23 protein-coding genes are annotated in these 25,450 nt (G+C 60.2%); 7 read left to right on the top strand and 16 right to left on the bottom strand.

Annotation, left to right across the window (positions count from 1 at the left end):
- The first annotated feature begins 35 nt into the window (after positions 1 to 35).
- Positions 36 to 1,622, top strand: a complete 1,587-nt coding sequence (locus KBY08_RS09535; RefSeq protein WP_058398606.1) for a RimK family protein — start codon at positions 36 to 38, stop codon at positions 1,620 to 1,622.
- A gap of 4 nt (positions 1,623 to 1,626) precedes the next feature.
- Complete coding sequence (locus KBY08_RS09540; RefSeq protein ID WP_024660102.1) at positions 1,627 to 2,556, top strand: magnesium transporter CorA family protein; 930 nt, start codon at positions 1,627 to 1,629, stop codon at positions 2,554 to 2,556.
- A 4-nt stretch (positions 2,557 to 2,560) separates the two neighbouring features.
- Here the strand turns inward: KBY08_RS09540 and KBY08_RS09545 are convergent, their stop codons facing one another.
- The 5 genes from KBY08_RS09545 to lexA are packed head-to-tail and all read right to left on the bottom strand — an operon-like array spanning position 2,561 to position 9,235.
- Positions 2,561 to 3,412: an urea carboxylase-associated family protein gene (locus tag KBY08_RS09545; RefSeq protein ID WP_024660101.1), complete on the bottom strand. Its 852-nt coding sequence runs from the start codon at positions 3,410 to 3,412 to the stop codon at positions 2,561 to 2,563.
- A 55-nt stretch (positions 3,413 to 3,467) separates the two neighbouring features.
- Positions 3,468 to 6,563 (bottom strand): error-prone DNA polymerase, encoded by a 3,096-nt coding sequence (locus KBY08_RS09550; RefSeq protein WP_024660100.1) that lies wholly within the window; start codon positions 6,561 to 6,563, stop codon positions 3,468 to 3,470.
- Positions 6,560 to 7,990, bottom strand: a complete 1,431-nt coding sequence (locus KBY08_RS09555; protein ID WP_032656075.1) for a Y-family DNA polymerase — start codon at positions 7,988 to 7,990, stop codon at positions 6,560 to 6,562. Before KBY08_RS09555 ends, KBY08_RS09550 begins: the two co-directional genes overlap by 4 nt.
- Before the next feature lie 7 nt (positions 7,991 to 7,997).
- Complete coding sequence (gene imuA / locus KBY08_RS09560) at positions 7,998 to 8,618, bottom strand: translesion DNA synthesis-associated protein ImuA (RefSeq protein WP_024641815.1); 621 nt, start codon at positions 8,616 to 8,618, stop codon at positions 7,998 to 8,000.
- On the bottom strand, positions 8,618 to 9,235 hold the full coding sequence (gene lexA / locus KBY08_RS09565) for a transcriptional repressor LexA (RefSeq protein ID WP_011267741.1): 618 nt from the start codon (positions 9,233 to 9,235) through the stop codon (positions 8,618 to 8,620). The genes imuA and lexA overlap by 1 nt, the downstream gene beginning before the upstream one ends.
- 204 nt (positions 9,236 to 9,439) lie before the next feature.
- Between lexA and KBY08_RS09570 the strand changes: the two genes are divergently transcribed.
- The gene (locus KBY08_RS09570) at positions 9,440 to 10,435 is read left to right on the top strand and encodes an aldo/keto reductase (RefSeq protein ID WP_054092207.1); all 996 of its coding nucleotides are present in this window, start codon (positions 9,440 to 9,442) and stop codon (positions 10,433 to 10,435) included.
- Positions 10,436 to 10,454: 19 nt separating this feature from the next.
- Here KBY08_RS09570 and KBY08_RS09575 read toward each other — a convergent pair whose 3' ends face one another.
- Positions 10,455 to 11,141, bottom strand: coding sequence for a hypothetical protein (locus tag KBY08_RS09575; protein WP_024641812.1), 687 nt, complete (start codon positions 11,139 to 11,141; stop codon positions 10,455 to 10,457).
- 619 nt (positions 11,142 to 11,760) lie between these two features.
- On the opposite strand from KBY08_RS09575, the gene KBY08_RS09580 reads away from it, so the two are divergent.
- Genes KBY08_RS09580 through KBY08_RS09590 form a run of 3 tightly spaced genes read left to right on the top strand, consistent with a single transcriptional unit; the run spans position 11,761 to position 14,333 of the window.
- A complete protein-coding gene (locus KBY08_RS09580) occupies positions 11,761 to 12,771 on the top strand; it encodes an aliphatic sulfonate ABC transporter substrate-binding protein (RefSeq protein WP_060409061.1) in 1,011 nt (336 codons plus the stop codon).
- Positions 12,768 to 13,616: an ABC transporter permease gene (locus tag KBY08_RS09585; RefSeq protein WP_024638764.1), complete on the top strand. Its 849-nt coding sequence runs from the start codon at positions 12,768 to 12,770 to the stop codon at positions 13,614 to 13,616. The genes KBY08_RS09580 and KBY08_RS09585 overlap by 4 nt, the downstream gene beginning before the upstream one ends.
- A 3-nt stretch (positions 13,617 to 13,619) precedes the next feature.
- Entirely contained in the window at positions 13,620 to 14,333 is a 714-nt protein-coding gene (locus tag KBY08_RS09590; RefSeq protein ID WP_024638765.1) for an ABC transporter ATP-binding protein, read from the top strand.
- 6 nt (positions 14,334 to 14,339) lie between these two features.
- Here KBY08_RS09590 and KBY08_RS09595 read toward each other — a convergent pair whose 3' ends face one another.
- Positions 14,340 to 15,419 carry a polyamine ABC transporter substrate-binding protein gene (locus tag KBY08_RS09595; RefSeq protein WP_003402721.1) on the bottom strand — a complete coding sequence of 360 codons (1,080 nt, stop codon included), beginning with the start codon at positions 15,417 to 15,419 and terminating at the stop codon, positions 14,340 to 14,342.
- A 389-nt stretch (positions 15,420 to 15,808) separates the two neighbouring features.
- On the opposite strand from KBY08_RS09595, the gene KBY08_RS09600 reads away from it, so the two are divergent.
- Positions 15,809 to 16,075, top strand: coding sequence for a DUF1652 domain-containing protein (locus tag KBY08_RS09600; protein WP_024641605.1), 267 nt, complete (start codon positions 15,809 to 15,811; stop codon positions 16,073 to 16,075).
- Between the two features lie 10 nt (positions 16,076 to 16,085).
- Here the strand turns inward: KBY08_RS09600 and KBY08_RS09605 are convergent, their stop codons facing one another.
- From KBY08_RS09605 to KBY08_RS09645, 9 genes are all read right to left on the bottom strand, one after another.
- Positions 16,086 to 18,578 carry a UvrD-helicase domain-containing protein gene (locus KBY08_RS09605; protein ID WP_024641604.1) on the bottom strand — a complete coding sequence of 831 codons (2,493 nt, stop codon included), beginning with the start codon at positions 18,576 to 18,578 and terminating at the stop codon, positions 16,086 to 16,088.
- Positions 18,579 to 18,707: 129 nt separating this feature from the next.
- Complete coding sequence (locus KBY08_RS09610; RefSeq protein WP_024641603.1) at positions 18,708 to 19,631, bottom strand: sugar kinase; 924 nt, start codon at positions 19,629 to 19,631, stop codon at positions 18,708 to 18,710.
- A 27-nt stretch (positions 19,632 to 19,658) separates the two neighbouring features.
- Positions 19,659 to 20,864: an amino acid deaminase gene (locus KBY08_RS09615; protein ID WP_054092609.1), complete on the bottom strand. Its 1,206-nt coding sequence runs from the start codon at positions 20,862 to 20,864 to the stop codon at positions 19,659 to 19,661.
- 16 nt (positions 20,865 to 20,880) lie between these two features.
- Positions 20,881 to 21,645: an IclR family transcriptional regulator gene (locus KBY08_RS09620; protein WP_003317643.1), complete on the bottom strand. Its 765-nt coding sequence runs from the start codon at positions 21,643 to 21,645 to the stop codon at positions 20,881 to 20,883.
- An 81-nt stretch (positions 21,646 to 21,726) separates the two neighbouring features.
- Positions 21,727 to 22,113, bottom strand: a complete 387-nt coding sequence (locus KBY08_RS09625) for a RidA family protein (RefSeq protein WP_003317642.1) — start codon at positions 22,111 to 22,113, stop codon at positions 21,727 to 21,729.
- Positions 22,114 to 22,153: 40 nt separating this feature from the next.
- A complete protein-coding gene (locus KBY08_RS09630) occupies positions 22,154 to 22,939 on the bottom strand; it encodes an amino acid ABC transporter ATP-binding protein (protein WP_011267730.1) in 786 nt (261 codons plus the stop codon).
- Complete coding sequence (locus tag KBY08_RS09635; RefSeq protein WP_024640966.1) at positions 22,936 to 23,598, bottom strand: amino acid ABC transporter permease; 663 nt, start codon at positions 23,596 to 23,598, stop codon at positions 22,936 to 22,938. Before KBY08_RS09635 ends, KBY08_RS09630 begins: the two co-directional genes overlap by 4 nt.
- A 9-nt stretch (positions 23,599 to 23,607) precedes the next feature.
- Entirely contained in the window at positions 23,608 to 24,270 is a 663-nt protein-coding gene (locus KBY08_RS09640; protein ID WP_003345502.1) for an amino acid ABC transporter permease, read from the bottom strand.
- 63 nt (positions 24,271 to 24,333) lie between these two features.
- Entirely contained in the window at positions 24,334 to 25,182 is an 849-nt protein-coding gene (locus tag KBY08_RS09645) for a transporter substrate-binding domain-containing protein (protein ID WP_024640965.1), read from the bottom strand.
- Positions 25,183 to 25,450: the final 268 nt, after the last annotated feature.

The raw sequence follows: 25,450 nt of genomic DNA on the forward strand, positions 1-25,450 counted from the left end.
TAGAAAGGACTTGTTTCCCATCGGATCGATTACACATGTCAGCGGCACAGGTGAAGATGAACGAAGTATCTGCGCAACTTGCGCTTTCAGCAACAGCCCGACGTGCAGACCCCGCAACACTCTTTGCAGCGCAGAGGCAACTGGTGATTATTGTCGAACGGCTCGAAGACTGGGCATCGTACTTCCCCAGCGAAGACTTGATCAGCGCCCAGGACTACCTGGAAAAACCGCTGAAAGCCACGGCAGGCAGGCGTGTGCAAGTCATCAACCTGTGCCGCAGCTACAAATACCTGGGCCACGGTTATTACTGTTCCCTGCTCGCCGAAGCGCGTCAGCACAATGTCATTCCCTCGGTAAAGACCATCAGCGAGTTGACCCGCAAGTCACTCTACGGCCTGGCCCTCGATGACCTGGACAAGTTGCTGGAAACCGCACTTGAGGATCATCCCTATGACGACACCGAAGGCTTTACCCTGACACTGTACTTCGGCCAGACGACACTTGATCCGTTGAAGGATCTTGCCCGTCAGTTGTTTGAAGTCTTCCCCTGCCCGATCCTGATGGTGGAGTTTCGCAAGCGCGACAATTGGCATATTGCCGGTATCAAGGCCGGTGCTCTGCCGCGTCTGCGCGAGGATCAGCAGGATGAGTTCGCCACGGCGCTGGAAGGCTTCAGCCGCAACGTCTGGCGCCAGCCCAGTTCGCGGCGCATGGCCCGCTACGACCTGGCGATTCTGCATGACCCGCAGGAACAACTGCCGCCTTCCAACCCTGAGGCGCTGGCCAATTTCATCCGCGTCGGTCAGCGCCTGGGCATCGATGTCGAACTGATCGAAAAGAAAGACTACGCCCGGCTGGCCGAGTACGACGCGCTGCTGATTCGCGAAACCACCAGCGTCGACAACCACACCTATCGCTTTGCCAAGAAAGCCGAAAGCGAGGGGCTGGTGGTCATGGATGACTCCACCTCGATCCTGCGCTGCACCAACAAGGTGTATTTGACCGACCTGCTCAAAAGCCACGATCTGGGCATGCCGCGAACGGAAATTCTCTACAAGGACCGCCCGGAAGAACTGCAGCACGTGGCCACGCGTCTGGGCTTCCCGCTGGTATTGAAGATCCCTGACGGCTGCTTTTCCAGAGGTGTGATCAAGGTCAGTACACCCGAGGAAATGCACACGGCGACGACGCAGTTGTTCGAGCACTCGGTATTGCTGCTGGCTCAGGAGTTTTTCTACACCGAGTACGACTGGCGGATCGGCATTCTCAATCGCAAACCGATATTCGCCTGCCAGTACTTCATGTCCAAGGGGCATTGGCAGATCTACAACCACAAGGCGATCGGCGCCGAGGTGATTGGCGAATGCCGCACGCTGGCGGTGCACGAAGCGCCGCGCGCCGTGGTCGAGCTGGCGCTCAAGACCGCCAACCTGATTGGTGACGGCTTGTATGGCGTGGACTTGAAACAGTCAGGCGATCAAGTGGTGGTGATCGAGGTCAACGACAACCCGAACCTGGATGCCGGCATCGAAGACGCTTATCTGCAGGATGATCTGTACAGCCTGGTGCTGGAAGAGTTCGTCCGCCGTCTGGAGCTCAAGCGCCTCGGTCAGGCATGGTGAAACGATGATTCAGGGCCTGAAACTCGACAACAACCAGTTGCTGGCATGTGATCCGCAAAAGGCCCATGTGCTGTGGTTCAGCAAACCGGATGCCGGAGAACGCAGATTATTGCTGGAGCGATTTCACCTTGATGAGCACGCTGTTGCCTCGGCACTCGACCCGGACGAAATTTCGCGCATCGAGTTTCACCCTGATGCATTGTTCGTCATCTGGAAACGCCCCGAGAACTATTCGGGCAAGGACAGCTTCTCGTTCGACGTTTCGTCCTTTGGCGTGCTGCTGAGCCGGGACCAGCTGGTGCTGATCTGTGATGACGAGCAACCCTTGAGCGCGCTGGGCGCGCACCGCCCGCTGAACCAGCCGCTGGATATCCTTCTGGAGCTGCTGTTCAACAACATTCATCACTACTTGGGGCACTTGAAAGTCATCAAGATGGTCGCCCGTGAATTGCAGCAGAAATTCAACTCTTCACTGGAAAACCGCCATCTGCTGCAGATGTTCAACCTCAGCGAAAGTCTGGTGTATTACATCAACGCCATCCACAGCAACGGTGCGGTCCTGACCCGTCTGCGCAATCATGCGCAAGCCAGGCAATACCCAGCAGAAAGCCTGGCGCTGATCGACGACATGATCATCGAGAACGATCAGTGCTACAAACAGGCGGAGATCTATTCCACGGTGTTCGCCGGTCTGATGGATGCGCGCGGCAACCTGGTCAATAACAGCACCAACACCCTGCTGCGCAAACTGACCTTGATCAATGTGGTGTTTCTGCCGTTGAACCTGATTGCCGGGATCGGCGGCATGTCGGAATTCAGCATGATGACCGCACCGCTGCACTGGTGGGTGGCTTACCCGGCACTGCTGCTGGCCATGCTCGGGATGGGGGCGGTGATGGTCTGGGGGCTGCGCAGAATGGCGCGCGCAGCCTGAGCGGTTATTGCTCCCAATCGGCCTTGGCGATCCGCAGACCGTGCAGGCCGTTATAGGCCGCGCGCTCGGGGGACTGCCAGCCGTCCAGCAGCGACGCGTCGAGGTCATAGATCTCGACGCCCAGCGGCCGGCAGACGCTCAACGGGTCCTGCGCATCAGGCCCCCACATCGGCAGTGACAGGTCGCCACCCGGACAGGTCGACAAGGCACACAGCAGGTCGATTTCCGCGAAGAACTCCAGATAGTCGCCCTTCTGCGCCGGGCAGGCTTTCATGAAATACAGGTCGTCATGGTTCAGGCCGGTGCACTGGAAGATGTTCAGCACATCGTGCACATCGAACTCGGTCAGCCCGTGCGGCAGCACTGCGCGGGTCAGGTTGGAATGGCAGTGATGGTGAAAGTCTTCACCGGTCAGCATCTTGTTGATGTAGGGATCGCAGCGCGTGCCGAGCAGGTCATGCAGGCGGCCGCCGTGCTCGTCGGTTCCGTAACTGGCCAGACTGTCATCGGTAATGGTTACCATTGGCCGCAAAAACGGCAGGTTCGACCACAGCCGATCATGGGTGCTGACATGCGCGCCCTGCAACTGCCGCGTGCGCGCAGCCCACAGTCGCTCGCGGGGGTCGTTGGCGTTCCAGACATTGAAATCGCCGACTTGCGGGCCCACCGGTGTAGTGACCCGAAACACCTGGCCGGCCTTGACCTTCCAGGCCCGCCCGGTACGAATCGGTACGTCGATCTGTTCGACGAGGGTGCGTTGCTGCGCATTCGTGCGGATGCGCTCATAAAAGGCAGTGTCGACTTGCAGCGCCGCGCCTTTGCTGACTTGGTAAGCGGCTGGATAGTCTTTGTACATACTGGGCTTCTCGGTGACAGGATGTACCGATTGATACTGCAAATTGCAGGCCCGATTACTGAAAATCCCGGCTGCGCACATCCAGTCCGGTGAGCAGCGGCGTCAGGTCGTACAGGCGCTGGGCAATCAGGTGCCGCACCCCGCTTTTCGATTCCAGTCGCCCGAACACCTGCAGCAATTGCGAACCCACCAGCACCTTGCGCTGACGCTCGGCCAGGTCGCGCCAGACTACGACGTTGACCATGCCGAACTCATCTTCCAGGGTGACGAAGGTCACGCCACTCGCAGTGCCCGGTCGTTGACGACCAATGACCAGTCCCGCCACGCTGAGGGTCCGGTCGTTTTCCAGGTGTAACAAGTCTTGTGAGCTGCGAAAGCGTTTGGCAGCCAGTTGCCGGCGCAGCAAGGCCAGCGGGTGTGGCCCCAGGGTGGTGCCCAGCGTCGTGTAGTCGGCCACCAGGTCTTCGGCCACGGTCGGCAGCGGCAAGGTTACCTGGGTTTCTTCGCTGGGCAGGTCGTCGAACAGGGGGCGCTGGGCCTCAACCCCGGCGACTTCCCAGCGCGCCCGGTGCCGATGACCGATCAGGCCGCGCAAGGCCCCGGAATCCGCCAGCGCTTCGGCGGCCCGCGCGTCCAGTTCGGCGCGCAACGTCAGGTCCGTGGCATCGACAAACGGGCGTTTCGCGCGCGCCGCTTCGATGCGCAGGGCATCTTCCTCACGAAAGCTGCGGACCATGCGCAGCCCGAGACGAATCGCCAGATTGCGCGTGCGGTCAGGATGATCGAGCGGCTCCAGCGAGCAATCCCAATCGCTGTAACGCACATCCACCGGGCGAATTTCAATGTGATGGCGGCGTGCGTCCTGCAGCAATTGATCCGGGCTATAGAACCCCATTGGCCAGCTGTTGATCAGCGCGCAGGTGAACGCTGCCGGTTCGTGGCACTTGAGCCAGCAACTGGCGTAGGTCAGCAAGGCGAAACTGGCAGCATGGGATTCGGGGAAACCATAACTGCCAAAGCCCTTGATCTGTTCGAAGATCCGGTCGGCAAAGTCCGCTTCGTAGCCGTTTTTCAGCATGCCCGTGCGCAGCCGTTCGCGATGCGGCTCGAGCCCGCCGTGACGTTTCCATGCGGCCATCGCGCGACGTAACTCATCCGCCTCGCCCGGCGTGTAGTCGGCGGCCAGAATGGCCACTTCCATGACCTGCTCCTGGAACAGCGGCACACCCAGGGTGCGCTTGAACACCGATTCAAGCTTGGGCGGATAGGTGACGTCCTCTTCACCATTGCGCCGCCGCAGGTACGGGTGAACCATGTCGCCCTGAATCGGCCCTGGCCGGACAATGGCGACTTCGATGACCAGGTCGTAGAATTTTTCCGGTCTGAGGCGCGGCAGCATGGCCATCTGCGCACGCGACTCGATCTGAAACACGCCGATGGTGTCGGCGCGGCTGATCATTTCGTAGGTTTTCCGGTCGTCGCCCGGAAGAGTCGCCAGGGTCCATCGTTGGCCACGGTGCAAATGCACCAGATCGAACGTGCGGCGCAAGGCACTGAGCATGCCCAGTGCAAGAATGTCGACTTTCAGCAGGCCGACCAGGTCCAGGTCGTCCTTGTCCCACTGGATGATGGTGCGGTCGGCCATCGCGGCGTTCTCGACCGGCACTAGCGTTTCAAGCGGGTGTTCGGAAATCACGAATCCACCCGGGTGTTGCGACAGGTGCCGGGGAAAACCGATCAGTTCGCCGGTCAACGCCAGCACGCGCTTGAGGATCGGCGTGTCGGCATCGAAGCCGTATTCGCGCAAGCGCTCAGGCGACGGCAGTGAATCGCTCCAGCGGCTGAAGGCTTCGGCCAATGCATTGATCTGGTCTGGCGGCAAGCCCAGCACCTTGGCCACGTCACGCATTGCGCCGGAGCCATGATAGGTGCTGGCTACGGCCGTCAGCGCGGCCCTGCCCCGGCCATAGCGCCGGAAGATGTACTGAATGACTTCTTCGCGGCGGTCATGCTCGAAATCCACGTCGATATCCGGTGGCTCGTTGCGCTCTCTGGAAATGAAGCGCTCGAACAGCAGGTTGCTCTGTTCCGGGTTCAGTTCAGTGATCCCCAGCGCATAACACACTGCCGAGTTGGCCGCCGAGCCGCGCCCCTGACACAAAATGTGCTGGCTGCGGGCAAACTCGACGATGTCATGCACGGTCAGAAAGTAGCTGTCGAACTTCTTTTCCGCGATCAGCGCCAGTTCCTTCTCGACCTGCGCACGGGTGGCCGGTGTCAGGCCGCCCGGCCAGCGCCTGCGAACGCCGCGTTCGGTCAGTTCACGTAGCCAGGACGTAGAGGTTTGGCCTTTGGGGACCAGTTCATGCGGGTATTCATACTTCAAATCGCCCAGGTCGAACGTGCAGCGCCGGGCAATACGCACCGACTCGGCCAGCAGCCAGTCCGGGTAATGCTCGCTGAGCGCATCCAGTGGCCGCAGGTGGCGCTCGCCATTGGCAAACAGCAGATGACCTGCCTCGGCCACTGTGGTGTGGTGGCGGATGGCAGTCATGGTGTCCTGCAGGGCACGCCGGCCACGCGCGTGCATGTGCACATCGCCACTGGCCACTGCCGGAATACCCAGCGATTGTGCCAACGCCAGCAGGTCGGCCAGCCGCTGCTCGTCATCCGGGCCACGGTGCAGCCCGACACCCAGCCACAGGCGCTCGGTAAATCGCTCACGCAACCAGCGTCCGCCGGCCAGACAGGCTTGAGCATCGCCGTCGAGGTCCGGCAGCCAGAGGGCCAGCAACCCGTCCGGCGCAGGCTCGAAGTCTTCGCGCAACACGCGGTATTCACCTTTTCTGGCCCGGCGGCGCGCTACCGTGATCAGTTTGCACAGCGCCTCATAGCCTGCCTGGTTTTCCACCAGCAAGACGACTTTCGGGCCGTTTTCGATGTGCATTTCACTGCCGACGATCAAGGGCAGACCGGTGCTTTTTGACGCCTGCCAGGCGCGTACGATGCCGGCCAGGGTGCACTCGTCGGTAATTGCCAGCGCTTTGTAGCCATGGCGTAACGCCCGTTCGAACAACTCGCGTGCGCTCGAGGCACCCCGCTGAAAGCTGAAGTTGGACAGGCAATGCAGCTCGGCGTATTCGCGGGTCATGCGAACCAGCCATGCAGCAGCAGTTCACCCTGCTCGCCAACCGCGCGATACGCCCAGGCGCGTTGGCCACTGGCGGTTTCGACCAGGTAATAGTCGCGGCGCACATCGCCGCCGTCCCACCACCCGGACTCGATTCGCTCGGGCCCGGCCACGATACGGGTCGCCTGCACTGGCAGCGGCTGAGGCTCGCGCAGCAGCCAGCCTGGACGCGTGAAGCCTCTGGCTGGCAGGACCGGTTTACTGCTGCTGTGCGCTTGCCAGGCACATTCGGGACGATAATCGGCCTGGGCGCGCAAGCCATTGACCGACTCGTCGCCCAGACGCGCCCGCAGGCGCTCGCGTAGTTGCTCCCAGGGCAAGGTCTGCTGCACGCGCTCATCGAACAACTGACGGTGCGCCGGGACGAAATCCGGCAAGTCTCGCGCCAGCAGGCGCACGGCACGTACCGGCGACGCGACCAGCACCTGCTCCAGCCTGCCGCGGGCCAGTTCGAAGAGCATCGACGCATCGCGCTCGGCGCTCAGCAGCCCGACCGGTACGACAGTCTCCGGCACGACGGTTTCCGGCCCTGGCACATGCTCGAGGTGCAGGGAAAATCGCTGCACACCGCTGTCGCGTCCGGCCAGGAACAAGGCCAGATCGGCGATCAGCCGCTTGAGCGGAAACAACAGGGCCTGATGGGACTCGACGTCGAAATTCAGCTCGATGCGTACATCGAAAAAGTCCGGCGGCGTGTAGCACTCCAGCGCCACGGGGCGCTCGCCGAGCAAGGTATCAAGGTGCTGCAGCACGCTGGCCGGAAACCGCCGAGCCAGCGTATCGCGGGGCAGCGCCAGCACCTGCCGCACACTGCGCAGCCCCATGCGTGTCAGGGCGGTAGCGGTTTCGCGGCTCAGGCCGATGCGTTCCAGTGGCATCTGCTCCAGACGGCGACGCAATTCATGCGGACAGTCGATGCTCAGCCCGTCATGCATGTTGGCCAGCATTCGCGCGGCTATCGGGTTGGGCGCGACCACGATGCGATGGCGGAAACCCTGTGTGGTCAGCTCTTCCCGCAAACGCGCCTCGAACACCGGCCAGGGGCCGAACAGCTTGAGGCTGGATTCGATTTCCATCAGCAGCACCCGCGGGTACTTGAGGCTGACATTGGAACTGAAACCGTAGGCCCAGGCCGCGAGCAGTTGCTGCAAACGCTCGATATCGGCCGGGTCATGTTCGATCGTGGTGAAGTTGGGCACCAGCGCCTGGGCTGCGGTCAGCGATTGCCCGGCTTTCAGACCCAACGCACGCGCAGCCGGATTGACGCTCTGCAACACGCGACGTTGAGCGCTGCCGCTGATCAGCGCCAGCGGTTCATCGGGGTTGCCGTGACGACGCATGACGCCGTCCAGCGCCAGTTGCGGCAGCAAGACACAGGCCCAGAGCATAAGAACCTCAAGCGTCGGTCGGGAACGGAATGGGGAAAGGCGGCGCAAGTCCGCCCCGGCATTTGAGTACCCGCAACTGTGCGGGACGGGTATCGAGCGCTATGCGCAGGGCCGCAGGTGAAGGATTGGCGGCGGCCTGCTGCGGGCGACAGGCAAAGGCAAGGGTCTGCCCGGTTTCGGCAGCCACCTGCAAGCGTCGCAACGCACGGTCATCGACCATGCCGGGCCAGCACACGATCGCGCCACAGCTGCCGGAGCGCAGGCATTGCTCGGCAGCCCACAAGGCATCGCGGTTACTCGCCTCGATCACCACCAACTGGCGCAGATCGACGCCGGCGGCCAGCCACGCCTGTGGGTACGGAATATAGGGCGGTGCGACCAGCACAATGCGCTCAGCGATCGCGGAAAGCCGCGCCAGGCTCGGCCACAGCAGGCGCAGTTCGCCGCTGCCATTGGCCGGGATGAGGATTTCAGTCAGGGCCGCAGCAGGCCAGCCGCCGGTGGGCAAGGCAGCGTCCAGCAACGCATGGCCACTGGGCTGCGGGCTGACCTGTGGCGCGCTCTGCTGACGCCCTTTCCAGACCCTGCGCTCATCCAGCAAGGCGTCCAGGCTGACCACCGCGCCCATCATTCGCGACGCACCAGCCCGCAGAACACGCCTTCGATGGCGAAGTCCTGATCGGGCGTGACGATGATCGGTTCGTAGGCCGGGTTGCGCGGTAACAGGCGAACCTGGTCGGCACGGCGTTGCAGGCGTTTGATGGTCACCTCGCCGTCCAGACGGGCAACCACGATCTGCCCGTCACTGGCCTGCGGGTTACGGTGCACGCCCACCAGGTCGCCATCGAGAATGCCGTCCTCGATCATCGAGTCGCCCTGCACGCGCAGCAGGTAGTCCGGCACACGGGTAAAGGTGCTGCGGTCCAGGTGCAGCGTGGTGTGGATATCGAGATCAGGCCCGATCGGTACGCCCGCCGCCACGCGCCCCAGGACCGGAATTTCCAGCAATTCGGGCCGTGGCTCAGTGTTCAGCAGGCGAATGCCCCGTGCCTGATGCGGAACGACTTCGATCAGCCCGGCTTCAGTCAGGGCCACAATGTGTTTGCGCGCCACGCTACGCGAAGCAAAACCGAAAGCCTCGGAAATTTCCGCCAGGCTCGGTGATTGCCCCTGCTGCGCGATGCGATCGCGGATGAAGGTAAGAATAGCGCTGCGTCGAGGAGATAATGTGCTCATGGAGTACATTTGTACTCCATTCGGTATGGTGTGACTAGCGCGCTTTGTCGGATTCAAGAGGCGCGGTGTTGCATGCCCACCGACAGGCGCTGACCACCACTACGGTCAGCATTGTTTGGATTTCAACAACAGTGAAATAAGAAACACCCGGTTTATTGAGCCACGCAAAGAGGCGAAACTCGACCGATCTTTCAACGATCAGGAGCACTCATTGTGATCACGCGCCAATTGGGTCAACTCGGTCCGCACGTGTCCGCCCTCGGGCTGGGCTGCATGGGAATGTCGGACTTCTACACCACCGGCATCGACGAAAAGGAATCCATCGCCACCTTGCACCGCGCGATCGAGCTGGGTGTCAACTTTTTCGATACGGCTGACATGTACGGCCCGCACACCAACGAAGCCTTGCTTGGTCGTGCCCTCGAGGGCAAGCGTGAAGGTATCTACCTGGCCAGCAAGTTCGGCATCGTCCGTGGCGATGACCCGCATGCGCGTGGCGTCAATGGCAGTCCGGCGTACATTCGCCAGTCCATCGACGCCAGCCTGAAGCGGCTGAACACCGATTACCTTGATCTCTATTATCAGCACCGTGTCGACCCCACGGTGCCCATCGAGGACACCATTGGCGCCATGGCCGAACTGGTCAAGGCTGGCAAGGTTCGCCACATAGGCATCTGCGAAGCCAGTGCCGCGACCATCGAAAAGGCCCACGCGGTGCATCCATTGGCGGCCGTGCAGAGCGAGTACTCACTCTGGTCACGCGATCCGGAACAGGATGGCGTGCTTGCCACCTGCCGCCGTCTGGGCATTGCCTTCGTGGCGTACAGCCCGCTCGGCCGGGGGTTTCTGACCGGTGAATTGCGCACACCGGACGACTTCGCGGCCGATGACTACCGTCGCTTCACCCCACGGTTTCAGGGCGAAAACTTCAATCGCAATCTGCAATTGGTCGAGCAGGTCAAGGCACTGGCTACGGCCAGGGGCATCAGCGCGTCGCAACTGGCGCTGGCCTGGGTGCTTGCCCAGGGAGATGACATCATTCCGATCCCCGGCACCAAGCAGCGCAAATACCTGGAAAGCAACGTGGCAGCGGCTTCATTGACGCTGAGTACCGATGACCTTGCCCAGCTGGAGGCGATTTTCCCGGCCCAGGGGTCGGCATCCGGTGAGCGCTATAACGCGGCGTCGATGAAGTCTCTCAACGGCTGAAAACCGTTGCGCTTGGGCATCAGGTCGCTTCAGGGCAGGTCTCGGCGCCGTTGTTGAGGCCCTGCTTTTGATTCTTGTAATCGAGCGTCGCTTTGCCATCGACCCATTTCAGGGTGACGACAATCACCGAGTCGAAATCATCGTTTGTCCAGTCATCCAGCAGATTGGTGCTCTTGCCGGACGCTTCTTCAGCCACCTTGTTGATCAGCTCCGGCAGATAGCCATGCGACCAGGCGGTGTAGATGACTGCGTTGTGGTACTTGTCCTGCATCAGTTCATCGGCCAGGTCTGCGGTGTCGTTGGCACCGAAGTCAAGGTTGACGGGCAACCCCAGTTTGATTGCGCTGGGCCCTACCGTCATCAGCGGACGAACGTAGCTGTAGGACTGGTCGCCCTCACCCTCTTCCACATGTCGGCTCGGATTGGCGGCGAAGATGAAGTCAGCCTTGCCGAATTCCCTGGGCAGGACTTCCGACAGTTCTATCGCCCGGTTGAGCCCCTGGCAGTTCAATTGCCCCAGCCCCATGGCCGGCTTTTCGGCATGACGCAGAAATACCAGTGTCTGGATACCATTCTTGGGCTCTGCATGCACGCCTTTGCCCATGGTGAACAGGACCAGGGCAGAAGCCACCAGCACGGAGGGGAAGAAACACCACGCAAGGCGGCGCTGAAGTCGGTTGATGGAAGACATTTTCGGCATATTCATTATTTTCTGAGTCCGGTGCGCATTTGAAAGGGGACAGCCACTTGGCTGGTGCGAATACGCAGGCTTGTGCAGCTCGCCCTGGAAATTTCTGCGGATCAGTCAAAAAGGGTCACGCGCGAATCTTAGGCTCTGTACGAAAAGTGGCTGCGCTCGGTGATGCTTCGTTAAAAACAGGCTCGGAATGCTCATTTACAACACGTAGACTCCGCTTCCTCGCCTGTTTTTGCCTCGCCTGACCTTCGCTCGCCGACTTTTCGTACAGAGCCTAGTGCGCACATGTTTCGAAATTAAGAATGTGGACGATTAAGAGTGTCAAAAAACGATTCTGTTGCAATACCGGCAAAAAAAATCGCCTGACAAGCAGGGAAAATGTCAAAAAATCGTCGAAAGATGAGTCATCAAACCCGACTGTCTGCCTGGCAACAGCCATTCAACAGACCGCTGTCAGATCAACATCACGGACGCTGAAAAACCGCGTAAGCCCCCGGAATTCAAGCGCTTTGGTCGTTGGCATAGAGCGTGCAATATTCCGGTTCTGAATTTCACGCCCTGCGAACTGCCTGTTTTGGAATATACCAACCGGTCGCTGCGGCTCTGCTTTCCTGACCTGGATGCCACTATGCCACAACCCCCCGTTTCTTTTCGGTTGTTGTCTCCGCGCGCGTTGATTCGCTGGATGGCAAGCTCCTGCCTATTGGCGTTGAGCCTCAATGGCACAGTGCAAGCCGCCGAGACCGCACCTGCGGAAATCCGCCTCGACTACGCCTACTATTCGCCGCTCAGCCTGGCGCTCAAGCATTTTGGCTGGCTGGAGAAAGCCCTGCCGGAGGCGAAAGTCACCTGGGTGTTGAGCCAGGGCAGCAACCGCTCGCTGGAGTACCTGAACAGCGGCAGCGTCGACTTTGCATCGTCGGCCAGCCTGTCTGCGGTGCTGGCGCGGGCCAACGGCAGCCCGATCAAGTCGGTGTATGTCTACAGCCGGGCAGAATGGACCGCACTGGTGGTGCGTAAGGATTCGCCGCTGCAATCGGTCGCCGAGCTCAAAGGCAGGAAAATAGCCGCCACCAAAGGCACCGACCCTTATCTGTTCACCTTGCGCGCGCTGCAGAAGGCCGGGCTGAAAAAGGATGATGTCGAGCTGCTGCACCTGCAGCATCCCGATGGACGCACCGCCCTCGAAAAAGGTGACGTAGATGCCTGGGCAGGGCTTGACCCGCACATGGCGGCCAGTGAAATCCAGTCCGGCTCACGCCTGCTTTACCGCAACAAGGACTTCAACAGCTATGGCGTACTGAGCGTCACGGAAACCTATGCCAGGGAGCATCCTCAGGCGATCAGGACAGTATTGAGCGCTTATGAACAAGCCCGGGAATGGGCAGTAAAAAACCCTGATGAGCTGGCCAGGCTGCTGGCGACCGAGTCGGGCCTGCCGCTGGAAGTCGCCAGACTGCAATTGACCCGCACAGACCTGAGCACCCCGCAACTGAGCGCGAAAGACGTGGAAGCGTCCAAGGCCGCAGCGCCGATTCTGGTCTCCGAGGATCTGGTGCGCAAATGCATCAATGTCGAACAGGTCATTGATCAATTGATCACGCCTGAATTCTCCAAAGCCGTGATCGCCACGCCATGACCCGCCGCAACAAGTCGTTGCCTGCCTCAGCGCAGGCAACAGTGCCGGACAAGGCACAACGAACGCTTTGGCAGCGCTACAGAACACCACTCAAGGGCCTGGTGGTGCCGGCCGTGATTATCGTTTTGCTGGAAATGATCGTACGCATCGGCTGGCTGCCTGCCTACCAGATGCCAGCGCCCAGCGAGATCGTGCTGACCCTGCGCGACCTGGCGGACGGTGCGTTGTGGAAGCACATCAGCGCCAGTCTGTTGCGTGTGCTCAGCGGCTTTGCGATCGGTGCGAGTCTGGCCCTGGTGTTTGCCGCGTGGGTGGGGCTCAGTCGCGAGGCAGAAGCGTATCTGGAGCCTACATTCGCCGGGCTTCGCTCCATTCCGAGTCTGGCATGGGTGCCGCTTCTGCTGTTGTGGCTGGGCATTGGCGAAACATCGAAAATCGTGCTGATTGCCATTGGTGCGTTCTTTCCGGTGTACCTCAACGGCGTGGCCGCGATTCGAGGCATTGACCGAAAGCTGGTGGAAGTCGGCCAGATGTATGGCTTGAGCCGCTATCGCCTGACCCGGCGCATTCTTCTGCCCGCAGCCCTGCCCGGCCTGTTTACCGGTTTGCGCAGCGGCATGAGCCTGTCGTGGATGTTTCTGGTGGCTGCCGAGCTGATCGCTGCCACCAAAGGCCTGGGCTACCTGCTCAGTGACGGGCGCGAAACCTCGCGTCCGGACATCGTGCTGGCGGCGATCATCGTTCTGGCGACACTGGGCAAACTCAGCGACGGCCTGCTGGCAAGCCTGGAAAAACGCTTCCTGGCCTGGCGCGATACATTCAACGGGCAAAGCCGTGAGGGTTGATAGATGCCGGAATCACTGATGGACATACGCGTCCAGCACAAGGCGTTCGCGGGTAATACCGTGCTGCACGGCATCGATCTGTCGCTACAGTCAGGTGAAATCGTCAGCCTGCTCGGCCCCAGCGGCTGCGGCAAAAGCACGCTGTTGAGGATTGTCGCCGGGCTGGAGCAGGAATTTAGTGGTTCGGTGCAGCGTATTCAGGGCGAAGTGGCGTTCGTGTTTCAAGAGCCGCGCCTGATGCCCTGGCTGACCGTCGCACAGAATATCGGTTTCAGTGACGATGATCGCTACGACCGCCGCTGGGTCGCTCAATTGATCGAAGAAGTGGGCCTGTCCGGTTTTGCCGATGCCTTGCCCAAAGCGCTGTCCGGGGGCATGGCGCAACGCGTGGCCATCGCGCGCGGCCTGTACTCGCACCCGGCGGTGTTGCTGCTGGATGAGCCGTTCAGCGCAGTCGATGCGTTTACCCGGATGAAGCTCCAGGACCTGCTGCTGCAACTGGCTGCGCGCCATGCCATTACCCTGTTGCTGGTGACTCATGATGTTGACGAGGCGTTGTACCTGAGCGACCGCGTGCTGGTGATGGGCAGCCGCCCCGGCACAATCACCCACCAATTACCGGTCGGGCTGCAGACGCCAAGGGATCGTCGCGATCCGCTGCTGGCCCGGTTGAAGGCTCAGGCACTGACCGAACTGCAACAGGCTCATGTCATCTGAGCAACGTTACCTGTCGGCCCTGAAACTGTCCCAGAGCTTCTCGCGCAACGCATCGATAGTGTCCGGGACCTGAGACATCACAAACAGGCGGCTCAACATGTCGGCGTCCGGGTACACCGTGGTATCGGTCCACAGGCCGGGACCTATCAGCGCGTCTGCCTTTTCATTGCCGTTGGCGTAATGCACGGTATTGGTGATGTTGGCGATCACTTCGGGGCGCAGCAGGTAATTCAGGAACGCGTAGGCGCCCTTGATATCGGTGGCGTCCGCAGGGATGGCGACCATGTCGAACCACATGGGCGCGCCCTCCTTCGGAACGGCATAGTCGATGGTGATGCCATTGCCTTCTTTTTGTGCCTGCTCCTGAGCCTGGGAAATATCCCCGGAATAGCCCACCGCGACACAAATTCTGCCCTTCGCGAGGTCGGCGATGTAATCGGCAGAACTGAAATTGCGTACGTATGGCCGCACGCTGTCCAGTACCGCCTTTGCCTGGCGGTAGTCGTCAGGCACTTCGCTGTGTGGTGGCAAGCCAAGGTAATTCAGGGTGATCGGCAGCAGAGCCGGCGCGCTGTCGAGAAATACCACACCGCATTGGGCGAGCTTTTTCATGTTTTCCGGCTTGAGCACCAGATCCCAGGAATCGAGCGGTGCATCCTTGCCGAGGATGGCCTTGACCTTGGTCGAGTCATAGCCGATGCCGGTACTGCCCCACAGATAAGGGAAGCCATGCTGATTACCGGGATCACTGCCCTCCAGCGCCTTGAGCAGGACCGGGTTGAGGTTTTTCCAGTTGGGCAACTGCCGCTTGTCGAGGGTTTTGAGCAGCCCGTTCTGGATTTGTCGTCCCATGAAATGAATGGACGGAAAAACCACATCGTGACCGGAGTGGCCAGCCAGCAGCTTTGCGTTCAGCGCTTCATTGGTTTCAAAGGTTTGGTAAGTGGTCTTGAAACCGGTGGCGGCTTCGAAATTCTTCAGGGTGTCCGGCGCTATATAGTCCGTCCAGTTGTAGATATTGACCGTCTCTGCCGCGTGACTGGTCGAGGCCAGCAACACCAGTGCGGCAAGGGATTTTTTCAGCATGTGCGATTCCTCGGGTCAATAGCGACAGCTTGCCCCAGACCCGGCACGAAAACCATCTTCGTCACGGCAAATTCATTCCATTGAAGGACTTGCGGCAGCGACTCTGCAAATGCATGGAGCGTGCCTATTAATACCGTCTAATGACACGGGTCATATAATTGATTTTTTTGTGCCGCGTCATAAAAAATTTTTCCAGAACGGCGCTGGCAGATGCTATTTTCAGTGTTCGTCAGACCGCTCAGCGATCCTGCTGGAAAGTAACTTGACCGACCGATGATCTGTAGCACTGATCATCGTCTCGTCATCATCGCTTTACCGGACGCATTCTGGCTGTCTGCCTACCCATTGGAGCAAAGGAAGTGCTCGATTGATTCAGGTGGGCCCTCGTCATGACTAAAGTCACATTCCCCAATGCATGCCAATTGATGCGCTGGCACTTCCATCCCGTGGGTTTCGAAGCCTCGATGGATGCGCCAGGGAGCATGATTGCGCGACTTTTCGACCGTGCCAGCGGTGAAACCGTGGTCGCCATTGCCGGCCTGCCCTGTTCTACCGTGATGAATGCCGCAGACGTGGAGCGCATCATCGAAGCCATCGAGGATGAGCTGGAATTATTCGGCACTCATGCGCAACGACAGATCGCCGGTTTTATCTGACATGAATGCCTCAGCCGGCACGAACCCTGTTACGCAGGTCTTCGAAGAAAGGCTTGTCGCGGGCAATCCTGTCTGACGCTTTGGGCATCTGAACAGCGTCTCCTGAAGTGGCGCTTTCATCGATATACCAATAACAGTGCCGCGCCGAACGAGTAATGGCGACATAGGCCAGACGCAAGACTTCATCCTTCTGTGCCGTATCGAATGGCTGAAGATCATTCGTATCACCCAGCCCTGCCAAGCGGTAAACCTGATTCTTGTAGGGCGAGACGGTCAGATGCTGACAATCGCCCAGCAAAAATACGGCATCCGCCTGCAAGCCCTTGGAGCTGTGGTAGGTCAGCGTTCTGATGCGACGGTTCTGCGCGCCATTTGCCGAATCGGCGTCGATCAATGCCTGCAGGCGCGCCGAGAAGCGCGCCTTCTCGCTGCCCTTGCGGTACAGCAGCAGGATCGAGTCGCCATCGTGATAATGCTCGGCGACCCGCTCGGCAAGCTCGTCCTCATCGCGATCCAGTACCTTGACCGGCAGCAGTTCCTGAAGCAGGCCACTGGCGCGGGCCTTCTTGCCCGGGATGGCCGGGGCCGCACGGACGATGTGCTCGGCGGCGTCGATGATGTGCTGATGACTGCGGAAGTTGTCACTGAGCATGACCCTGGTGGTCGCCGGGGAGGAAAACTCCTTTGCGAACTCCATGAAGTACTTCGGCGAGCTGCCGCGCCAGCCGTAGATCGATTGCCAATCGTCACCGACACACAGCAGCGATGAATGCTGAGCGATGCGCCCCGTGTGCAACGCCGGACCACGGCGCCTGATTTCGCGCAGGCTGGCGCGTAACCATGACACGATCTGCGGCGAGACGTCCTGGAACTCGTCGATCATCAAATGCGCCAAGGGTCTGAGCATCGGGTCACTGACGTGCTTGAGGTTCTCGGGTGAGGTCTCGCCGAACAAGGCAAACATGCGGTTGTAGGTCATGATCGGCGGCGATTGAGCCAGAAGGTGCGTTTCAAAGGCTTTCCAGAACAGGCTGAGTGCTTCGAAGAAGAAGCGGTCCGGGTCATCGCTGGCAAAACTCATCTCGGACACGGCGCTCGGCACATCCAGCCCCAGGTTCTCGATGAAGCTGGCGGCCGTGACGAAGCAGTCCAGCAAGGGTGCCGCACCGAGTTCGCCCTTGACCCGGTAATCGAATCCAGGCCCCGCGGCGGCTTCCCCTGCCAGCGATTGCAAAACCTCATTGGCCGACTGGTAGTTATCCAACCATATCAATGGCTTACTGCAGAAAGCTTGAAACAGCGTGCGCTTTATCACGCCCTCTGCCCACACCGGCAGCTTGGCGCCCGGCCGCTTGAGTTGCTGGTCCTCACTGGCGTCCAGACCCAGCACGACCCAGGCATCCAGCTCGGCGATATAGCCGTGAAAAGAAAACGGAAAACCATTTATTTCAACAGCTTGGCGCATGGTCTCAATGCCTTTTATAGGCCAGGCTCCCGCGCGAATCCATAGATCTTCAACGGTGTCGCACCATTCCTCATCGCGTTTCGAGGACAGCTCGGTCACGGCGACCCGTTTCTGCACATCAGGGTGATCGCGGTCCAGTTCCTTGAGCTGCAGGGCATGGCGATACAGCGGCGCCATGACTTCGCGAAAACGCTCGTTGCCGGCGTACAGATCGCGGTAGCAGAGATTGAGTTGCTGGCGCTGCGCATCGTTGATCCGCAAGTCGAAGGGGTTGCTGTCCGCCTCTTCCAGGCCGGAAGACTGACTGCTCAGGTTCTCGAACGCGCGCAGCTGCTCAAACCCCGGCAGGCTGCGCACCAGCGGCAGAATGCGCGAATGGAAGGTACGTACCACCTCGCGCGCCTGCTTTTGCTCCAGCGCATGCCCCCACAGGGCCATGACATCGATCAGTTTGCTGATGAAGTCCTTGCGCGACTCACGGGTGAAGGTCACCACCGTCATGGCGTTCAGTTCGAAGCCCAGGTAGTGATGCAGCAACAGAATCCGCAGGACCAGCGACGTGGATTTGCCTGCGCCGGCCCCGGCAATCACGTAGGTAGACGGCGTATCGCTGAAAATCATCTTCCACTGCGCCGCGCTGGGCTGGGCATGTGCGGGGAGTTTTTCGGCGACATCGGCCTTGATGCGCTTTTTCAGTTCAGGTGTGAGCGCCAGTCGCCAGTCATCGAACAGATGATCGTCGACCTTGGGGCCACGATGCCGGGCTGGCCGGGTATCGCTGATGACCAGCACCTGACGGCCCGACTCCTGGCCATCCAGATAACCCTCTTCATAGCCTTCACGCACGCCTTCGATGTGGCCGTTCAGATAACCGTCGGCATGCCCCTGCGACCATGAGGGCGCGTGCTGCGAGCGCAGCCCGGTAAGGCCGCGCCCCATCAGCCGCGCCAACAGGCGTCGGAAAAACGGCAATTGCCGGGGCGGTACAAGGTCGACATCCAGGTCATGAGGAAGCGCAGAAGGCAGGTCGTCAGGCACGCAGACTCCGGTGGTGGGCTCGCAGGCGAAAAGGTCGCCTATGGTGGCCGGATTTTCGCGCGGGTTCCAGCGATATGCTTGTCTGTCAGTGTGTTAGCCGATCAACTGCATGTTCCGTGGCAAGTGCTATCAGACTGGCATGACCGACTTGGGCACCAGCGCGCCCGGGTGCTGGATCACGATACTGGCCAGGCGATGCCCTGCTTCCGCCGCCTGCAGCGGGCGTTCACCCGTGAGCCGGGCCGCGAGATAGCCGGCACTGAACGAGTCTCCCGCAGCCGTGGTATCGACCACACGCTCGACCTTCTGCGCTGCGATGTCGAAACGTTCGCCGCCGGCTTCGACGAGGCAACTCTGGGCGCCACGCTTGACGACGATTTCACCGATGCCGCGCCCGCGATAGGCGGCCAGCAGCTGTTCGCTGTCGGCATAGCCATACAGCGCCTGCTCGTCGTCTTCGGTCAGCAAGGCCAGATCCACATGCTGCAGGCACGCACGGTAGGCTTCGCGGGCCTGCTCGACACTGGCCCACAGCCGCGGACGATAGTTGTTGTCGAAGGCGACCCTGACACCGCGCTGACGCGCGCGCGCCAATGCCTCCAGCAGTTTGGCACGCCCCTGCTCGCCAAGCACTGCCAGGGTAATGCCGCTGAAATACAGCACGTCGTAGCTGGCCAGCGCTGCCAGGATCGGCTCGGCCGCCGGGGTCATGAAGCAGTCGCGCACGGCAGCTTCGTTGCGCCAGTAGAGGAAACGCCGCTCACCATTGGCGTCGGTCTGGATGCAGTAGAGCCCCGGCAAGCGTCCAGGCAGGCGCTGCACCTTGCCCAGACCGATGCCCTCGTCCGCCCAGATCCGGCACATCGCATCGCTGAAGCTGTCGTCGCCCAGCGCCGTGACGTAGTCGACCTTGGCCCGCTCACCCAGCAATCGGGAAAGGTATACCGCGGTATTGAGCGTGTCGCCGCCGAAGCTCTGGCGCAGGCTGCCATCAGCATGCTGTTGCAGTTCGATCATGCATTCGCCGATAAGGGCGACCCGGGGAAGGCTCATGTGACGATACTCCTGCAAATATTTTGACTAGAAATATGTACTGAAAGGCTCGATTACCCGCAGGTCATTATCCACCAGGCAACCTGAACGCCACTTGTCGAACGTCAGACACGGGTGCGAGGTGCCGAAGGAAATGATATCGCCGACCTTCAACTCGCATCCGGGTGCAACGCTCATGAATGCATGCTGGTCCATGACAGCCGTCACCTTGCAGGCGCTGACATCGTCACCGGCAGTCGATTGCACGCCTGGCTTGTAACGCAGCAGCGGATTGGGCAACCCGGCGTCGTAGGCCACATCGCGCTTGCCCATGGCAATCACTGCAAAGCCCGGTTCCGGCATGGATTGCACATGCGCCCAGACTTCCAGGGCAGGCAGCAACGCTTCGCTCAATTCGGCACGCCGATCCAGCACGCAGCACTGCGCGTCCTTGTAGATGCCGTGGTCATGCACCACATAGCTGCCCGGCCGCAGCACGCTGAGGAAGCGCTCGCGAACCGCCTGAGCGTCAAATGCCTCGGCGATCAGGTCATACCAGGCCGAGCCGGACGCCGTGACGATCGGGCGATCCAGTGCGAAGGCGCCCTTGTCCTGCAGGTCGACAGCCAGACGCACCAGTGACGCGGCAAAGGCCTTGATGCCTTCGATAGCGTGGTCGCCGTGGATGACGCCCTCGTACCCTTCAATGCCGGTCAATGCCAGCGCCGGTTGAGCCAGAACAGCGTCGACCAGCGCCAGCACCTGTTCTTCGCTACGGCAGCCGCAGCGCCCGCCGGGTACGCCGTATTCGATCATCACGTTCAAACGCAGGCCACGCGCAGCGAAAAACTCGCCCAGCGCGGCGACATTGTCCGGATGGTCGACCATACAGTGAAACTCGAACATCGGATCAGCCAGCATGTCGGCGACGATCGCCATGTTCGGCGCACCGACCAGTTGGTTGGCCATCAGCACCCGGCGCACGCCATGCGCGTAAGCGGCCTGCGTCTGGACTGCGGTGGCGAGGGTCATGCCCCATGCGCCCGCGTCCAGTTGCCGGCGAAACAGCGCGGGCACCATGCTGGTCTTGCCGTGCGGTGCCAGCTCTGCACCGCTGTCGCTGACAAACTGCTGCATCCAGCGAATATTGTGTTGCAGCGCCTGATTATGAATTACCAGTGCAGGCAGGCTGACATCACTGACCAGGCTGTCACCCGGCTGCGCAGTACCCTTGTCCATTGCGGCGGTGCTCATCGGTAATCTCCTGCGGTTATTCGTTGATACGGCGAGCCAGGCCATTGGCGCTGTCGATCAGCACCCGCCGATAGTCGTCGTAGTGGGTCTTGGCGTCGGCACGCGGCGCGACGATGCACAGTGTGGCGATGCACTGACCGTGTTCGTTGTTCACGGGGGCGGCGAAGCAGTGGGTGAAAGTGTCAGCCACGCTGTTGAAGGAAAAGAAGCCCTCCTCGCCGGCCTTGCGGATTTCCCGAAGAAAGGTCTCCAGCGGCAGACGTTCGCCACCCGGCAGAATGAAATCGTCGGGGTCGATCAGGTCGATGATCTGCTGATCGCTCAGGTGGCTGAGCAACAGACGCCCGGACGCCGTCCATGGGATGGGCGCGTTTTCGCCGATGTCCGAAGAAATCCTGAAATGACGCTCGCCCTCCTTCATCAGTGCCACGGTGTATTTGCGACCATTGAGCAGGCACATCTGCGCAGTTTCCCGCGTCTGGCTGACGATCTCGCACAGGCAGGCTTCGGCCTCGCGAGTGAAATCGAAGTGCCGCAAGTGTGCCTGCCCCAGGAAATACAACTGACGGCCAAGATAGACATGCCCGTCCTTGCCCACTGTCTCCAGAATGCGCCGTTCCAGCAGCGAGGCCACCAGCTCGTAAACCGTCGATTTGGGGCTGCCGATGCCGCTGGCAATCTCATTGGGGCGCATGGGCCTGGCCTTTTCCTTGAGAAAATCCAGGATATCGAACGCCCGGTCCAGTCCACGTGCCCGGCGCTTGATAGTGTCTTCGGTCATGAGTTCATTCCTTGGGAAAGCGGCAAGCCAAAAGCCTCAGGTGATCGGGCTTGCGGCTTGCAACGTGTAGCTGCACGTCTGCTACTTGCGCTTGTAAGCGATACAGTCGATTTCGACCTTGCAGTCGACCATCATGCTCGCCTGAACGCAAGCGCGTGCCGGTGCATGCTCCGGGGTGAAGTACTCACCGAACACCTTGTTGAAACTCCAGAAGTCCCGCGGGTCTTCCAGCCACACGCCGACCCGGATCACATCCTTGAGCGCATAACCGGCTTCCTCAAGAATTGCGATCAGGTTGCGCATGGTCTGGTGCGTCTGCTCGACGATGCCGCCGACGATAATCTCGCCATCCTGCGCAGGCACCTGGCCGGAAACGTGCAGCCAGCCGTCAGCCTCGACTGCGCGGGCGAATGGGCGTGGCTGGCCGCCCCCTGCTGTACTGCCTGCGCCATAACGGGTAATAGTCATGAGTTTTTCCTTGTCTTGAAGCATTGGACGTGGTGAACGTTTAAAAACGGATGTTCTTGAGAAACTCGCTCAAGCGCGCCGACTTCGGCTGCTCGAACAAAACCTTGGGTGGCCCCTGCTCTTCGATACGGCCCTGATTCATGAACACGATCTGGTCCGACACTTCGTAGGCGAAACGCATTTCGTGCGTCACCAGCAGCATGGTCATACCCTCCTCGGCCAGGTCCTTGATGACGCTCAGCACTTCGCCCACCAGTTCCGGATCGAGTGCCGAAGTGACTTCGTCAAACAGCATCAGGCTGGGGTTCATGGCAATGGCGCGGGCGATCGCCACACGCTGCTGCTGGCCACCGGACAACTGACCGGGGAAATGATTACGCCGCTCCAGCAGGCCGACCCGGTCCAGCCACTTTTCGGCCAGCGCAACGGCCTGATCCTTGGGCATCTTCTTGACCTTGAGCAAGCCCAGGGTGACGTTCTGCAAGGCACTGAGGTGCGGAAACAGGTTGAATTGCTGGAAGGCCATGCCGGTCATTGCCCGGTGTTGCGCGATCAGACGCTCCGGATGGCGGGTGCGCTTGCCGTCTACATTGCTGTAGCCGATGTCCTGCCCCTCAAGGCGGATATGCCCGCCCTGAAACTCTTCCAGCAGGTTGACGCAGCGCAGCAAGGTGGTCTTGCCCGAGCCGCTGGAACCGATCAAGGTCACGACATTGCCTTTCTGCATGCGCAGATCGACGCCCTTGAGCACTTCCACTGCGCCGTAGGATTTATGCAGGCCCTCGATGCTGAGCAGCGCCGGGCCAGGGTTATGAGTCTGTGTCATGGCAATGCCACCCGCTTTTCGATTTGCCGCCCAAGAAGTTCGATGGCGTAGTTGATGAGAAAGAACAGGAAACCTGCAAACAGGTAGAACTCCAGGGTCATGAACGTGCGCGCGATCACCTGTTGGGTGCTGAGCAGCAGTTCAGCCACACCGATCACCGAAAGCAGCGTTGACGCCTTGACGATCTCGGTCGAGGAGTTGACCCAGGTCGGCAGGATCTGACGCATGGCCTGAGGCAGCAACACGTAGCGCAGCGACTGACCAAAGCGCAGTCCGATGGCCTTGCCGGCTTCCAGTTGGCCACGGGGAATGGCCTGCAGGGCGCCGCGCACGATTTCTGAAACGTGAGAGCCGCAGAACAGCGTCAGGCCTATTGCGCCGGCCTGAAACGCGCTGATCTGCCAACCCAGCGCCGGCACCATGTAAAACACCGCCAGCACCAGCACGAACACCGGGGTACCGCGAATCAGATCCACATAGAGCCGAATCGGCAAGCGGGCGAAAAAACCGCCGTAAGTCAGCACCAGACCGGCCAGCATGCCGATCAGCGTACCTGCGGCAATCGCCAGCGCCGAGCACTGGATACTGGTCATAAAGCCGGACCAGAGCACTTCCCGCGCATTCCACAATTCCTGCAACCAGCCAGGGGGTTGATACATGACAGCCTCCTAGCGGCGAATCGCCAAACGTTGTTCGAGGGTGCGCAGAAGCAGAGCGATCACGTAGCAGGCCACCACATAGAGTGCTGTGGTCACCAGCCAGGTTTCGATCACCCGGTAGCTTTCGACGTTGATCTTGCGCGCGTAATAGGTCAGCTCCGGTACGGCAATGGCGGCCGCAAGAGAGGTGTCCTTGAACAGCGAAATGAAGTTGTTGGAGAGTGCCGGCAATACATTGCGCAACATCACCGGCACGATGATGTAGGCCCGCACCTGCCATTCGCCCAGACCGATCGCCAGCCCCGCTTCGCGCTGCCCCTTGTGGATGCTCAGCAGCCCGGCACGGAACACTTCGGTCAGATAGGCACCGGCGTACAGCGACAAGGTGACGATGAATGACGCCAGCTTGTCCAGTCGAATGCCCAGCCCGGGCAACGCGAAGTAGATCAGCAGGATCAACACCAGAATCGGCGTATTGCGAACTACCGTGACGTAGATCGACGCAACAATACGCAACGCCTTGTAGCGTGACAGCAGCGCAAATGCATTCGCCAGCCCGATCACACAGCCAATCGCGATCGAGATCAGGGCCAGTTCCAGACCAAGGCCCAACCCCGCCAGAAGACTGGGGAAGTCGCGCCACACGGCATCAAAATTCAATTGGTAATTCATGCTTGCCCGTACCTGGCAGGGAAAGCCCGAGGGCCCGCCCTGCCGCTGAAGGTCAGAGTGGACTTATTTGTATTCCATCGGAAAACCGATTGCAGGCACCGGCAGATCGACACCGAACCATTGCTTGAAAGACGCCGCGTAAGCCGGGAACTCGACACCGGTCATGGCTTCATGCAACGCGGTGTTGACGAAGTTCAGCCAGTCCTGGTCGCCACGCTTGACCGCGCAGGCATAGGTTTGCGGGCTCCAGGCAAAGGCAGGCGAACGGTAGCGGCCAGGGTTCTGCACCATCAGGTACTTGACTGAAGACTGATCGGTGGCCGCTGTATCGGCACGTCCGGAGTTGATCGCCTGGTACATCAGGTCGACGCTGTCGTACTGATCGACCTTGGCCTTGGGCAGCGCCTGATGCACCAGCTCTTCGGCGTACACGTTCTGCAGTACAGCAACAGTCACATCGTCACCTGCCGCCTTCAGGTCATCGATTTCCTTGTACTTGCTATTGGCAGGCAACAGCAGGGCCACACCCTCGCGGTAGTACGGCAGGGTGAATGCCACCTGCTGTGCGCGACTGGCGGTAACGGTGATGAACTGGCAGCTGATGTCGACCTTGTCGGTCAGCAGGTTGGGGATACGTGCATCCGAGGACTGCACGACAAATTCCACCTTGCCCGGGTCATTGAACAGGCCCTTGGCGATGATTCTGCCAATGTCGATATCGAAGCCCTGCAACTTGCCGTCCGCGCCCTGGAAGTGCCAAGGCGCATTGGTGCTACCCGTCCCTACCACCAGATTGCCACGTTTCAATACTGCATCGAGCTTGCTGCCTTCGGCTGCCTGCACCGTATTGGCCATGAATGAGGCTGAAAGAACAAAAGCACAAGCTTTCACAAAGGAAGGTCCGCGATGCATGACTTAAACTCCGCCGAAGTATTCGTTATTCCGCTATAGCGGATATAGGTATGTAACAACGGAATAGACAGCAGAAAGTGTGCCATAGAGGACGCGCGGAAAACACCCCATGAAAAAGTCGAAACAAATCAACAGACTGGAATTTGGGATTGAGTCGGGAAAGCGGGGACGAAGCCCGCAGGTAACGCTACCGATTGTCACATTTGAGTGGTAAGGCCCCACTCTTGTGCGCATGCGCTGTTATCGGGCGTGGAGTATCAACGCAAAT

It is taken from the genome of Pseudomonas sp. P135 (assembly GCF_020312125.1).
In the GTDB taxonomy this organism is placed as follows: domain Bacteria; phylum Pseudomonadota; class Gammaproteobacteria; order Pseudomonadales; family Pseudomonadaceae; genus Aquipseudomonas; species Aquipseudomonas fragariae.